The sequence below is a fragment of the Acidovorax benzenivorans genome (assembly GCF_028680575.1).
Taxonomy (GTDB): domain Bacteria; phylum Pseudomonadota; class Gammaproteobacteria; order Burkholderiales; family Burkholderiaceae_C; genus Acidovorax; species Acidovorax benzenivorans.
In genome coordinates this window covers 693526-707523 of the sequence record NZ_JAPCKI010000001.1, presented here as the reverse complement: position 1 = coordinate 707523, position 13998 = coordinate 693526, and the positions used below count along the sequence as shown (strand labels likewise).

The window sequence follows — 13998 nt, the reverse complement described above, 5'->3', positions numbered from 1 at the left end:
CCCTAGTCGCGCGCCGCCCAGTCGATGAGGCTGTCGAGCACGGGCCGCGCAGCCCCTGCATTGGCATGATTGACCACCGCCACCAGCACATAGCGGCGCCCGCTGGCGGCATGCACATAACCCGCGATGGCCATCACGTCGCGCAGGCTGCCGGTCTTGAGGTGGGCGGTGCCCGCCCGGCTCTGGCTGCGGCGCAGCGTGCCATCCACGCCGGAGATCGGCAGCGACGCCACCAGCTCGGGCATCACGGGCGAGGCCCAGGCCACCTGCAGCATGCGGGCCAGGGCCTGCGCGGTCAGGCGCGCGTCGCGGCTGAGCCCAGCGCCGTTGTCCACCTGTGGCAGATCCACATCGCCCACACGGGCCTGCCACCACTGGCGCAACACCTCGCGGGCGCCGTCGAACGTGGCCACGCCGTTCTTTTCCAGCGCCAGGGTCAAAAACACCTGCTGCGCCATCACGTTGTTGCTGTACTTGTTCACATCGCGCACCACCTCGGCCAGCGTGGGCGATGGCACAACCAACACGGGCTTGAGGCCGGTGGGCACCTTGCCATCGCGCACGCTGCCCGTGAGCTTGCCCCCCAGTTCGCGCCACATGCCCTCCACCGCCCGCGCCGCAAAACCCCGCGGGTCGGCCGCAGCCACCGGCCACACGCGCTCGCCGCACGCGGCGGGGTACACGCCCTGGAAAGACACCCTGGAGGGGTCGGACAGCTCCGCCCGCAAGGCCGTGCGCCAGTCTCCGCAGTCTGCGCCCGGCGCTGCCAGCGCCACCGTGGTCTGGCGCTGCACCCCGGCCAGAGGCGGGTCGTACTGGATGCGTGCCAGACCCGCAGCCCCATCGGGCACAAAGGTCATCACCGACGATTTGTAGTTGAGCAGCAAGGCGTCGGGTGAGGCGTTGTAGGGCCGCAGCGGCTCGCCATCAAAACGTGCTGGGTCCTGGTCTGGCACGTTGAATGCACTGCGGTCCAGCACGATGTCGCCCACGATGACCTGGATGCCCTGGCCCTGCAACCGCCGCATCAGCAGCCACAGTCGCTCCATGACCAGCTTGGGGTCGCCCTGGCCCTGGATATAGACATTGCCCCGCAGGCTGCCGTCCTGGACAGTACCCTGCACGTACACCGGCGTGTTCCAGACATAGGCGGGGCCCAGCTGCTCCAGCGCTGCATAGGTGGTCACCAGCTTCATCACCGACGCGGGGTTCACGGGCACCTGGGCGCGGTGCGAAAGACGCGGGCTGGTCTTGCCAGCGGGTTGAGCGTCCACCACCATCACCGACAGGGCCTCCCGGGGCAGCTTGGCGCGGGCTAGCGCGGCCTCCACCTCGGGTGGCAGAGGGCCGGTTGCTGGCGCCACCGTCTGCGCACCCGCCACACCCGCCGCCCCCGCAACAACCAGCCACACGGCAGCCCAACCCAACACACCACGCAGCGCACGGCAGCGCCAGAGAGCAGAAACAGACAACATGGCGGGAGTCTATCGCCCACCCGCAGGCCCCACGGCCCCTGCCAGCACGGTACGCAGCGGGCGCCGATAATCGCGCGATGCGTTTTTCTCCTCGCACCATCGGCCTGCTGGCGGCCGTGGTCACCGTCACCATCTGGACGGGCTTCATCATCATTGCCCGCGCTTCGGCCCAACGCACGCTTACCCCGTTCGACATTGCGCTGCTGCGCATCATGGGTGCCAGCCTGGTGCTGCTGCCCTGGGGCTGGTGGATGGTGCGGCGGCGCCAGGCGGCACTGGGGGCCTCGGCACCGCCTTCCAGCCTGGCGGGTATTTCGCCCTTGCCCCTGCGCACCACGGCGCTGCTGGGCAGCTTTGGCGGGCTGTTGTATGCGCTGCTGGCCTATGCAGGGTTCTTCCACGCACCGGCCACCCATGCGGCGGTGCTCATGCCGGGCAGCCTGCCGCTGTGGACGGCTTTGCTGGCCGCCTGGCTGCTGCGCGACCACATCACGCCGCTGCGCGCTGCAGGCCTGGCGCTGATCGTGGCGGGCGACCTGCTGGTGGGTGGGCGCAGCCTGCTGGCGGCGTTTTCGGGCGGGGACGTCTGGAAGGGCGACCTGCTGTTCATGCTGGCTGCGTCGTCCTGGGCCACCTACAGCGTGCTGGCGCGGCGCCATGCGGTGGATGCGGTACAGGCCACCATCGCCATCACGGCATTTGCCTGCGCGGTGTACCTGCCCAGCTATGCGCTGCTGGTCTCGCTGGGTGCGGTCACCAGCCACCTGGCGCAAGCGCCGTGGAGCGAGATCGCGTTCCAGATGTGGTTCCAGGGCGGCGGCTCCGTGGTGGTCTCAGGCATTGGCTTCACGCGCATGATCCAGCACTATGGGCCCGTGCGCTCGACCATGATCACAGCCCTGGTGCCTGGCCTGTCGGCCATGGGGGCGGTGATTTTTCTGGATGAGCCGATGCACTGGAACCTGGTGGCTGGCCTGTTGCTGGTCACCGCCGGTATCCTCGTGGGCGTGCTGCGCAAAAGCCAGGCCCCGGCGGCCCCTGCCACCGCCACCTCCTGAGCGCCTATCCACCGACCGCGCCGCCACAGACCACCACACCCTGCCCATGAATTTGCTTGCATTCGACACCAGTACCGACACCCTCTCCATCGCCGTGCAGCATGGCGATGGGGTCTGGCAGCACCAGGGGCCGGGGGGAGCGCAGGCGTCGGCGGCGCTGATCCCCACCGTGCGTGGGCTGATGGCGCAGGCGGGCCTGAGCTTCGACACGCTGGATGCGGTGGTGTTCGGGCGCGGCCCCGGCTCGTTCACCGGGCTGCGTACCGCCTGCGCCGTGGCCCAGGGGCTGGCCTTTGGTGCCAAGGGCGGTCAGGGCGTGCCGGTATTGCCCGTGGACACCCTGCTGGCCGTGGCCGAGGAGGCGCGCCAGCAACACGGCTGCACCCAGGTGGTGGCGGTGCTGGATGCACGCATGGACGAGGTCTACCACGCGCACTGCGAATGGCTACCCGCCGAAGCCCGCTGGCACGCAGACGAAGATTTTGGCCTGGGGGCGCCCGAATCGGTGCAGCCTCCCACCGGCTGGACGGTGGCAGGCAATGCCCGCGCACCCTATGGCGACCGACTGGCCCCCACCGCCCCACATGTCACCGCCCTGCCTACGGCCACGGCCCTGCTGCGGCTGGCACCCGCCCTGATCGCGGCAGGCCAGGCCGTGGCCGCCAACGAAGCCCTGCCGCGCTACATCCGCGATAAAGTGGCGCAAACCACCGCCGAACGCGCCGCATTGCGCGCCGCACAGGCGGCTGCCACGCACTGAGAAGGCGTGAACGAATTCAGCATGAGTGCACTGCCTACCTCCTCCACATCGCCGTCCGACGCCAGCCAAAACCGCCCCGAGGCGCGCTTTGAGGCCCTGACCCTGGCCCGGCTTGATGCCGTGCTGGCCGTGGAGCAGCGCGCCTATTCGCACCCCTGGACCCGTGGCAACTTCACCGACGCCATGGCGTCTGGCTATGAGGCGCAGCTGCTGATGGCCGATGAGCACCTGCTGGGCTACTTTGTGGCCATGATGGGGGTGGACGAGGTACACCTGCTCAACATCACCGTCACCCCCGAATACCAGCGCCAGGGCTGGGCCCGCGTGCTGCTGGACGCCCTGGCCCTGTGGTCACGGGGGCGCGGTGCACAATGGCTGTGGCTGGAGGTGCGGGTGAGCAACCTGCGCGCCCAGCAGATCTACCAGACCCACGGGTTCCGCCGCGTGGGCGACCGCAAGCGTTACTACCCCGCAGAGCACGGACAGCGCGAAGACGCCGTGGTGATGAGCCTGGCCCTCTGACCACCCGCACCCCGTGCCTGTTGACCCACTGATGGCCTGTTTTCTTTCTGTATGAGCCTCCACCTCGATGCGCGACAGCGCGCCATGCTGCAAGAAATGGGCGTCACCGTGTGGGGACCGCCACCGGCGATAGAGGCACCCCAGCAGCCCCCGACAAGTGCCCCCGTGGCCGCCGTCGCAGCACCCACCGTGGCGCCGCCGCGCGCCCAGCCACAGCCACAGCCACAGCCACAGCCACAGCCACAGCCACAGCCACAGCCACAGCCACAGCCACAGGCACACGCACACGCACCGGCCCCCACGCCCACCGAGCGCCCCCAGGCGCCGCCGGTCAACGCCACCAGCCGCACCGCACCGCCTGCCCCTGCTGCCACGGGCCCGGTCACGCCCGCCCTGCGGCTTCACCCGGCGCAGGCGCTCTACCCTGCCGCCGACCCGGCACAAACGCCCACCGGGCTGGGCAAGGGCTGGCTCATCGTGGCCGAGAGCATGACCCCCGCCGACCCCCTTGGCGGCAATGCAGGCAACGATGCAGGCCGCTTGCTCGACAACATGCTGCGGGCCATGCAACTGCACCGCCACCCGCGCGTGTTCCTGGCCGCGCTGGAGCGGTCTGCGCCGGGCACCGAAGCCAGCCCTGACATCCCGGCCACCCTGGCCGACACCGTGGCCCGCTTGCAGCCCGCCATGGTGCTCGTGCTGGGCCACGTGGCGGCGCGTGCGGCGCTGGGCCGCACCGAACCCCTGGGCCGCCTGCGCGCGGGCCCGCATGTGCTGGCCGGGTGCCCGGCCGTGGTGACCTACGACCCCGCCTTTTTGCTGCGCTCGCAGGACAACAAGGCCGCCGCCTGGGCCGACCTGTGCCGGGCGCTGGCCATGGTGCGCAGTGCCGAGGCCGGGAGCTGAGAGTCTGTTCGCGGGGCCCCGGCCCCACGCCATGCCACACCCCGAACCGGCGAAGCCATCGCCCGGTGCCATAATCCGCCGCTTGCCTATTTTTTACGGAGACAGCTCCTTGGAAACCTACCCGAGTTGGTAGCTTTCAGCTCCCCGGCGTATTTGACTGCTGAGGGGTTGAAAGCACCCCTACCCCCCACACCGCAGACGCCAAAAACAAGGGAGTGAGCCCATGCTCAACATCTTTACGCTCGCCAATGGTCGGCTGTTCCAGGAAGAAATCGAGTCCCTGGAAGAACTGACCCGCTTCCAGCCGATCTGGGTGGACCTGGAAGCCCCCACCCTCGAAGAAAAACGCTGGATCAAGCAGCACTACGGCCTGTCTATCCCCGAGGATGCGATGGACGAGGACATTGAGGAATCCGCCCGCTTCTACGAAGAAGACAACGGCGAGCTGCACATCCGCAGCGACTTCTTGATCGATGACGACGAAGACCCACGTTCGGTGCGCGTGGCCTTCATCCTGAACCAGCACAACACCAACCTGAAAAGCCGGGGCGTGCTGTTTTCCATCCACGATGAAGACGTGCCCGTGTTCCGCCTGCTGCGCATGCGTGCACGCCGCGCGCCCGGCCTGATCGAGGATGCCAAGGAAGTGCTGCTCAAGCTGTTCGATGCCGACGCCGAGTATTCGGCCGACACGCTGGAGAACATCTACGACGAGCTGGAGAAAGTCAGCAAACAGGTGCTGGCCGGCGACGTGACCGACGCCCTGGCCGGCGAGGTGCTGGGCGCCATCGCCCGCCAGGAAGACTTGAACGGCCGCATCCGCCGCAACGTGATGGACACGCGCCGCGCCGTGAGCTTCATGATGCGCTCCAAGATGCTCAACTCCGAGCAGTTCGAGGAGGCACGCCAGATCCTGCGCGACATCGAGTCACTGGACAACCACACGGCGTTTTTGTTCGACAAGATCAACTTCTTGATGGACGCCACGGTCGGTTTCATCAACATCAACCAGAACAAGATCATCAAGATCTTCTCGGTGGCCAGCGTGGCCTTGCTGCCCCCCACACTGATCGCCAGCGTGTACGGCATGAACTTCAAGTTCATGCCCGAGCTGGACTGGTCGCTGGGCTACCCGTATGCACTGGGCCTGATGCTGGCCAGTGCGCTGGGGCCGATGTGGTACTTCCGCAAGCGGGGCTGGTTGAAGTAGCCCCCCTGTGGCACTGCGCGCCCTCCCCCCCGAGGGGGGACGCCTCCAGCGGCCCGGCAAAGCCGGTTCCGCGGTGGCGCTGGTAGACGCGTCGCGCCGGTTTTAGAGCATTGTGGCCAATGGGATATGCGCCGGAGTCCTCTTTAGAGGGAAAGTCTGCCGCAAGCGCTAGTGCAACATGCCTTAGCCGCTATCAATTTCATAGTTTTTGTAAAAACGACAGCACCATGTGCTCGGCGTACCGGCTGGCCACGGTCTGCACGAACTGGGCGAAGTCGCCGTGGGCTGCGTCGTCGGCCCGGTCGGAGATGGTGCGCACTGCGGCAAAGGGCAGGCTGTAGTCATGGCACACCTGGGCGACGGCGGCACCCTCCATCTCCACGGCCAGCACATCGTGCCCGGCCGCGCGCAGGGCGGTGCGCAGGCGCTCGGACTCTTGTGCGGTGGACACAAAACGATCGCCGCTGGCCACCAGGCCCTGGTGCGCCTGGTGGGCACCCCCATGGGTATTTTTCAAGCCCCAGAGGCTGCTTGCGCTAGTAATGCATAGGTTGGCAGCTTCCAAAAGCATAGCAGTCAGCACCGGATCGCACGCCAAGCGGGTGCGTGCGTATCCCGGCAGCTCCCACCGAGGGAACAGCGGCGAGGCATCCATGTCGTGCTGCACATAGTCTTGGGCCACCACCACATCGCCCCGGTGGACCCCATCACCCACGCCACCGGCCACGCCGGTGAAGACGATGCGCGCAACGTTGAAGCGCTCGATCAACGCCGTGGCTGTGGTGGCAGCCGCCACCTTGCCAATGCCCGACAGCGCCAGCACCACCGGGCGGCCATGCAGCTCCCCGCGCCAGAACGCGCGGCCTGCGTGCATCAGCCGCTGCGGGTGCGCCAGCTGTTGCACCAGCGAGCTTTGTTCTTCGGGCAGCGCGCTCAGAATGGCAGTGCTCATGCAAAGGTCCTCTTGGTCATGTCATCGGGCCACAAAACACCCGCGTCAGCATCGCCGCGCGGTCACAAAAAAGGCGGCCGAAGCCGCCTGGGGATTGTGGCGTGCCAGAGGCCGCGTCACTTCTTGTCGCGCAGCTCGCGGCGCAAGATTTTGCCCACGGGCGTCTTGGGCAGCTCGGTGCGGAACTCGATCACCTTGGGCTGCTTGTAACCCGTGAGTTCGCGGCGGCAGAACTCCTTGACCTGCGCCTCGGTGAGCGCAGGGTCCTTCTTCACGATCACGAGCTTCACAGCTTCGCCGGTCTTTTCGTCGGGCACGCCCACCACGGCACATTCGAGCACGCCGGGGCAGTTGGCCACCACCTCTTCGACCTCGTTGGGGTACACGTTGAAACCGCTGACCAGCACCATGTCCTTCTTGCGGTCCACGATCTTGAAGTAACCGCGCGCATCCATCACGCCGATGTCGCCCGACTTGAAGTAGCCGTCTTCGGTCATGACCTTGGCGGTTTCATCGGGGCGCTGCCAGTAGCCCGCCATCACCTGCGGGCCCTTGATGGCGATTTCGCCCGGCTCGCCCAGCGTGGTGACCTCACGGCCGTCGTCATCCAGCAGCTTCATGGAGGTGCTGGGCAATGGCACGCCGATGGTGCCGGTGTATTCGGTGCTGGTGGTGGGGTTGCAGCTGGCAGAGGGGCTGGTCTCCGACAGGCCATAACCTTCGCAGATAGGGCAGCCCGTCTTTTCGAGCCAGAGCTTGGCCACAGCACCCTGCACCGCCATGCCGCCGCCCACCGAGACCTTGAGGTTCTTCCAGTTGACGGTGTTGAAGTCCGGGTGGTTGGCTAGGCCGTTGAACAGCGTGTTGACGGCCGGGAAGCTGTGGAAGGTGTGCTTGGACAGTTCCTTGAGCACTGCAGGCAGGTCACGCGGGTTGGGGATCAGGATGGTCTTGCCGCCCGTGCGCATGCTCAACATCATGTTCACGGTGAACGCGAAGATGTGGTACAGCGGCAGCGCGCAGATGCTGGTGGGCTGCTCGCCCGCTGGCACCTTCTTCATCACGGGCTCGTTCCAGGCCTCGGACTGCAGCACGTTGGCGATCACGTTGCGGTGCAGCAGCACGGCGCCCTTGCTCACCCCCGTGGTGCCACCGGTGTATTGCAGCAGCGCGATGTCGTCGGGCTTGATATCGGGCTTCTTGAGCGTACCCCGTGTGCCCTGGGCCACGGCGTCATTGAAACGCACCGCACCGGGCAGGCTGTAGGCGGGCACCATCTTCTTGACGTTGCGCACCACATAGTTGACCAGCGCACCCTTGAGCAGGCCCAGCTGGTCGCCCATGGCGCACAACACCACATGCTTGACGGGCGTGTGCGCAATGCACTGCTCCAGCGTGGTAGCGAAGTTCTCAATGATGACGATGGCCTTGGCACCCGAATCCTTGAGCTGGTGCTCCAGCTCGCGCGGGGTGTAGAGCGGGTTCACATTGACCACCACAAACCCGGCGCGCAGCACGGCCGCCACGGTCACAGGGTACTGCGGCACGTTGGGCATCATGATGGCCACGCGGTCGCCCTTGACCAAGCCCAGGCTCTGCAGATAGGCAGCAAACGCGCTGGAGAGCGAATCGGTCTGGGCATAGGTGACGTCCTTGCCCATGAAGCTGTAGGCCACGCGGTTGGCGTACTTCTTGAACGCCTCATCCATCAGCGCCACAAGGGAGCTGTACTGCGTGGTGTCGATGTCTGCGGGCACACCTTGTGGATAGGCGGCCAGCCACGGGCGGTCGGTCATTGGGGTTGTCTCCTGATAGGTTTTATGGGGGGCCAGAAAGCACGCCGACGCTTTTCAGCACGATCGTGCTTTTCTTATAAGGGAATTATGCCCGTCAGCTCTTGAGCGCGGTCAGCACCTCGTCGAGCATTTTCTTGGCGTCGCCAAACAGCATGCGATTGTTGTCCTTGTAGAACAGAGGGTTGTCCACCCCCGCATAGCCCGACGCCATGGAGCGCTTCATCACGATCGAGGTCTTGGCCTTCCACACTTCGAGCACCGGCATGCCAGCGATGGGGCTGGACGGGTCGTCCAGCGCGCTGGGGTTCACGATGTCGTTGGCGCCAATGACCATGGCCACATCGGCAGCCGGGAAGTCGTCGTTGATCTCGTCCATCTCCATCACGATGTCGTAGGGCACCTTGGCCTCGGCCAGCAGCACGTTCATGTGGCCGGGCATGCGGCCTGCCACGGGGTGGATGGCAAAGCGCACATCCACGCCCTTCTCGCGCAGGGTCTTGGTGATCTCGTACACCGTGTGCTGGGCCTGGGCCACGGCCATGCCGTAGCCGGGCACGATGATGACGCTCTTGGCATCGCGCAGCAGTTCGGCAGTCTCGGCGGAGCTGACGGGTACGGCCTCGCCCTGAGGCTCGGCGGCTTCGCCCTTCTTGGCAGGAGTACCTGCGCCCGAGCCAAAGCCCCCAGCGATCACGCTGATGAAGTTGCGGTTCATCGCGTTGCACATGATGTAGCTCAGGATGGCGCCCGAGGAGCCTACGAGCGCGCCCGTGACGATGAGCAGGTCGTTGGAGAGCATGAAACCCGTGGCCGCCGCCGCCCAGCCTGAATAGCTGTTGAGCATGGACACCACCACTGGCATATCCGCCCCGCCAATGGCCATGACCATGTGGATGCCGAACAGCAGCGCAATCACTGTCATCACCATCAGCGGCACCATGCCTTGCTCCACGGTCTCGGCACGCAGGAACTCGCGGCCGAACCAGATCACGATCAGCAGCGCGGCCAGGTTGAGCCAGTGGCGGCCAGGCAGCAGCAGCGGCTTGCCGCCGATCTTGCCGTTGAGCTTGCCAAAGGCGATCAGCGAGCCGCTGAACGTGATGGCGCCGATCAGGATGCCGACATAAATCTCCACCTCGTGGATGATCTTTTCCGCGCCCTGCAGCTTGATCGAGGTATCGACATAGCTGGCAAACCCCACCAGGCAGGCCGCGAGGCCCACCAGGCTGTGCATGAGGGCGACCAGCTCGGGCATCTGGGTCATCTTGACGACCTTGGCGGCATACAGGCCGATGCCGCCGCCAATCACCAGCGCGCCGACGATCCAGGCCACCCCTGCAGGGCTCACGCGGGGGCCGAATACCGTGGCCAGCACGGCCAGCGCCATGCCGACCATACCGAACAGGTTGCCCCGGCGCGAGGTTTCGGGGTTGGAGAGCCCGCCCAGGCTCAGAATGAACAAAATGGCCGCGCCCAGATAGGCGACGGTAGCGAGACTTTGGGACATGTTCTGTGCTCCTCGTGTTCTTGTTGTTGTGGAGTTACTTGCGGAACATGGCGAGCATGCGGCGCGTGACTGCAAAGCCGCCGAACATGTTGACAGCCGTGAGCACCAGCGCGGCAAACGCCAGCCACAGGATGAGCCCGTCCGGGCGCCCGTTGATGCCCGCATCGGGCGGCGCAATCTGCACCAGTGCGCCGATGGCGATGATGCTGGAGATGGCGTTGGTCACGCTCATCAGCGGCGTGTGCAGCGCGGGCGTGACGTTCCACACCACCATGTAGCCAATGAAGCAGGCCAGCACGAACACCGTGAAGTGCCCCAGGAATGCCACAGGCGCATAGGCGCCGATGGCCCAGAACAGCACGGCCAGCACGGCAAAAACAATGGTCAGCGTCTTGGCGGACATGGGGGCACCGGGGCCATGGCTGGATTTCTTGGCGGCCACGGGAGCCGCCGCTGCCTTGGGCGCGGGCGGTGGGGCCTGCTTGAGTGGCGGTGCGGGCCAGGTGATGGCGCCGTCCTTGACCACGGTGAGGCCCCGGATCGCATCGTCCTCCATGTTGACCACGGCCACGCCGTCCTTGGCCTTGCACAGCTCTTCGGTCAATCGCAGCAGGTTGGTGGAGTACAGCGTGGACGACTGCTTGGCCAGGCGCGAGGCCAGGTCTGTGTAGCCGACGATGGTCACGCCGTGGCGCACCACGGCCTGGCCGGGCACGGTCAGCTCGCAGTTACCGCCTTGCTCGGCGGCCATGTCCACGATCACGCTGCCGGGCTTCATGCTCTGCACCATCTCGGCCGTGATGAGCTTGGGCGCGGGCTTGCCGGGGATCAGTGCGGTGGTGATGATGATGTCGGCGTCCTTGGCCTGGTCGGCGTACATCTTGCGCTGCGCGGCCTGGAAGCCCTCACTCATGACCTTGGCGTAACCGCCGCCGCCCGAGCCTTCTTCCTCGTAGTCCACCTTGACGAACTCACCGCCCAGCGACTTGACCTGGTCGGCCACCTCGGCACGTGTGTCGTTGGCGCGCACGATGGCGCCCAGGTTGGCCGCCGTGCCAATGGCCGCAAGACCCGCCACGCCCGCGCCTGCAATGAAAACCTTGGCGGGCGGCACCTTGCCTGCGGCCGTGATCTGGCCGTTGAAGAAGCGGCCAAAGGCGTTGGCCGCCTCGATGACGGCGCGGTAGCCGCTGACGCCTGCGGTGGAGGTGAGCGCGTCCATCTTCTGAGCGCGGGAGAGCGTACGTGGCAGGCAGTCGATGGCGAGCACCGTGGCCTTCTTCGCGGCCAACTGCTGCATCAGTTCCGGGTTCTGGGCGGGCCAGATGAAATCGATGAGCGTCGAACCCTCGCGCATCAGCGCCACTTCGTCGCTGCTGGGCGGGCGCACCTTGAAGACGATATCGGATGCGGCCCACAGCGCGGCAGCGTCGCCCACGATCTGGGCCCCGGCGGCGCGGTAGGCGTCATCACTGAAATTGGCGCCATCCCCAGCCCCCGACTCCACCGTGACCGCGAAGCCTAGCTTGATCAGCTTCTCCACCACATCGGGCACTGTGGCCACGCGCTTTTCACCGGGGAAGGTCTCCCTGGGCACGCCGATACGCTGCGGCTGCGGGACGGGGGTTGTCTGCATCAGAGGTCTCCTCGAGTTTCGTAATCGTTATGCAAGGCCGCCAGGCAGGGGAGAACTGGCGAGCTAGGGCCTGGATGTGGGCGTGGGGAACGGGAAAGGCGGAATGGCCAGGTGGCCGTCCATCATGCCGGCGCTCAGGCGCGCAGCCTGGGCCAGGTCATAGGCCCACTGCTGGAAGGGCAGGCCTGCGACCAGGAACTCTTCGTTGTTGCGCGGCCGGACGCTGATCAGCCGCTGGTCCACCAGGGCATCCACCGCCACCCAGACACCCGCTTCGGTGACGTAGCGGTAGCTCACATGCGCATAGGGGGTGCTCAGCGCGATCTGGCGGCTGGCCATCCATTGGCCCAGATCGGGTCGGTTCTTTTCAAGCCACTTGGGGCTGCTCGCCCAAAGCTTGAAGCGCAGGCAGTCGGCGCGCACGGGACTGCCATCCGCGGGATCTTTGACCACGACGTCCTGTTGCGGCGGGCAGTACCCCACCCCTTGCGGAGACCCGCGCAGATCGCCGGTGCGGTTGGTCTGCACGCGCACCGCAGCCAGCCACTCACCTTGCGCACCCCGCAGCGCCACCGCACGCGTCTGGAGCGGGGTACGGCCTGCGGGGCTGGATGTGGCTTCATCGGAGGTACCCAGGTCTTGCCATGCCCCTGGCGGCAACACCAGACGGGCGCGACCCACGGGATATTCGGACTTGGGAGGAACGGTCAATGGCGCGCACGCCACCGTGAACACCGCCACAGCCAACAATGGCAACAGCCGCCGGAACTTCGAAATAGTCAGAGTCATAGAGAAAGGTTCATACGAATTCGCCTTCAATCATCCCACGGCATCCCGGTCCGTCTGTCGACGGCTTCTGCCATGCAAAAACCAGCTCGGTGTCGCTGGTAAAAAATGTGTTGAAAGCGCCCTGGTATCAGACACTTCTTGCGGCGCTGCCGGTGGGCAAGCTGACCGCGAGCTTACATGAAGAATTTCTTATCGCTGTCGCCTTTGTCTGATGTAGAGGGAACTCCCCAGTCTCTGCATGCAGACAGGCAAAAAAAAAGCCTGGCAGCACAACGCAGCCAGGCTGGGCAGCGGCCCCGCAGGGCCTCATGCCAACGATCAGTTCACCACTTGGGCCAGCGTACCCGCAGCGTACTGGGCTGCCACAACCTGGAGGCTCAGGCCCTTGATCTTGCTGCCCTGGCCTTCGCAACCGAACTCTAGGTAACGCTGCTTGCACACCTGCTTGGCAGCTTCGCGGGCAGGCTTGAGCCATTCGCGGGCGTCGAACTTGTCGGGGTTCTCAAACAGGAACTTGCGCACCGCGCCCGTCATGGCCAAGCGGATGTCGGTGTCGATGTTGATCTTGCGCACACCGTGCTTGATGGCTTCCTGGATTTCCTCGACCGGCACGCCGTAGGTTTCCTTCATCTTGCCGCCGTACTGGTTGATGATGGCCAGCAACTCGGCGGGCACCGACGAGGAACCGTGCATCACCAGGTGGGTGTTGGGAATGCGCTGGTGGATTTCCTTGACGCGGCTGATGGCCAGGATGTCGCCCGTGGGCTTGCGGCTGAACTTGTAGGCGCCATGGCTGGTGCCGATGGCAATGGCCAGCGCGTCCAGCTGCGTGGCCTTCACGAACACGGCGGCTTCTTCGGGGTCGGTCAGCATCTGGCTATGGTCGAGCTTGCCGACCGCGCCAATGCCGTCTTCCTCACCAGCGTCCCCGGTTTCCAGGTTGCCCAGGCAGCCCAGTTCGCCTTCGACCGTGACGCCCACCTTGTGCGCCATGTCCACCACCTTGCGCGTCACTTCAACGTTGTAGTCGAACGACGAAGGCGTCTTGCCGTCTTCCATCAGCGAGCCGTCCATCATCACCGAGCCAAAGCCCAGGTCGATGGCACCCTGGCAAATCTTGGGCGAAGTGCCGTGGTCCTGGTGCATGACCAGCGGGATGTGGGGGAAGGCCTCGACCGCCGCCTGGATCAGGTGCTTGATGAAAGGCTCACCCGCGTACTTGCGTGCGCCAGCGCTGGCCTGCAGGATGACGGGAGCGCCCACTTCGTCCGCAGCGGCCATCACGGCCTGCACCTGCTCCAGGTTGTTGACGTTGAAAGCGGGAATACCGTAGCTGTGGGCGGCGGCATGGTCGAGCAGTTCGCGCATCGAAACGAGGGGCATGGTC

Annotated in this window: 12 protein-coding genes; 5 read left to right on the top strand and 7 right to left on the bottom strand. The window is 65.8% G+C overall.

What is annotated here, in order from left to right:
• Positions 1–2: 2 nt before the first annotated feature.
• On the bottom strand, positions 3–1475 hold the full coding sequence (dacB, locus tag OIN59_RS03280; RefSeq protein WP_274107073.1) for a D-alanyl-D-alanine carboxypeptidase/D-alanyl-D-alanine endopeptidase: 1473 nt from the start codon (positions 1473–1475) through the stop codon (positions 3–5).
• Positions 1476–1552: 77 nt separating this feature from the next.
• On the opposite strand from dacB, the gene OIN59_RS03275 reads away from it, so the two are divergent.
• The 5 genes from OIN59_RS03275 to corA all read left to right on the top strand — a co-directional run bounded on the left by OIN59_RS03275 (position 1553) and on the right by corA (position 5931).
• A complete protein-coding gene (locus OIN59_RS03275) occupies positions 1553–2533 on the top strand; it encodes a DMT family transporter (RefSeq protein WP_274107070.1) in 981 nt (326 codons plus the stop codon).
• Between the two features lie 46 nt (positions 2534–2579).
• On the top strand, positions 2580–3293 hold the full coding sequence (gene tsaB, locus OIN59_RS03270; protein WP_274107068.1) for a tRNA (adenosine(37)-N6)-threonylcarbamoyltransferase complex dimerization subunit type 1 TsaB: 714 nt from the start codon (positions 2580–2582) through the stop codon (positions 3291–3293).
• Between the two features lie 21 nt (positions 3294–3314).
• On the top strand, positions 3315–3815 hold the full coding sequence (gene rimI, locus OIN59_RS03265) for a ribosomal protein S18-alanine N-acetyltransferase (RefSeq protein WP_274107067.1): 501 nt from the start codon (positions 3315–3317) through the stop codon (positions 3813–3815).
• A 51-nt stretch (positions 3816–3866) separates the two neighbouring features.
• The gene (locus tag OIN59_RS03260) at positions 3867–4721 is read left to right on the top strand and encodes a uracil-DNA glycosylase family protein (protein WP_274107065.1); all 855 of its coding nucleotides are present in this window, start codon (positions 3867–3869) and stop codon (positions 4719–4721) included.
• Positions 4722–4944: 223 nt separating this feature from the next.
• On the top strand, positions 4945–5931 hold the full coding sequence (corA, locus tag OIN59_RS03255) for a magnesium/cobalt transporter CorA (protein ID WP_274107063.1): 987 nt from the start codon (positions 4945–4947) through the stop codon (positions 5929–5931).
• Positions 5932–6130: 199 nt separating this feature from the next.
• Here the strand turns inward: corA and OIN59_RS03250 are convergent, their stop codons facing one another.
• The 6 genes from OIN59_RS03250 to fba form a co-directional block, all read right to left on the bottom strand.
• Entirely contained in the window at positions 6131–6883 is a 753-nt protein-coding gene (locus OIN59_RS03250; RefSeq protein ID WP_274107061.1) for a 5'-methylthioadenosine/adenosylhomocysteine nucleosidase, read from the bottom strand.
• A 116-nt stretch (positions 6884–6999) separates the two neighbouring features.
• Entirely contained in the window at positions 7000–8679 is a 1680-nt protein-coding gene (locus OIN59_RS03245; protein ID WP_274107059.1) for a long-chain-fatty-acid--CoA ligase, read from the bottom strand.
• A gap of 94 nt (positions 8680–8773) precedes the next feature.
• Entirely contained in the window at positions 8774–10186 is a 1413-nt protein-coding gene (gene pntB / locus OIN59_RS03240; RefSeq protein WP_274107057.1) for a Re/Si-specific NAD(P)(+) transhydrogenase subunit beta, read from the bottom strand.
• 34 nt (positions 10187–10220) lie between these two features.
• Positions 10221–11822 carry a Re/Si-specific NAD(P)(+) transhydrogenase subunit alpha gene (locus tag OIN59_RS03235; RefSeq protein ID WP_274107055.1) on the bottom strand — a complete coding sequence of 534 codons (1602 nt, stop codon included), beginning with the start codon at positions 11820–11822 and terminating at the stop codon, positions 10221–10223.
• A 63-nt stretch (positions 11823–11885) separates the two neighbouring features.
• Positions 11886–12611: a hypothetical protein gene (locus OIN59_RS03230; protein WP_274107053.1), complete on the bottom strand. Its 726-nt coding sequence runs from the start codon at positions 12609–12611 to the stop codon at positions 11886–11888.
• A gap of 318 nt (positions 12612–12929) precedes the next feature.
• Positions 12930–13994 carry a class II fructose-bisphosphate aldolase gene (gene fba / locus OIN59_RS03225; RefSeq protein WP_274107051.1) on the bottom strand — a complete coding sequence of 355 codons (1065 nt, stop codon included), beginning with the start codon at positions 13992–13994 and terminating at the stop codon, positions 12930–12932.
• Positions 13995–13998 lie beyond the last annotated feature (4 nt).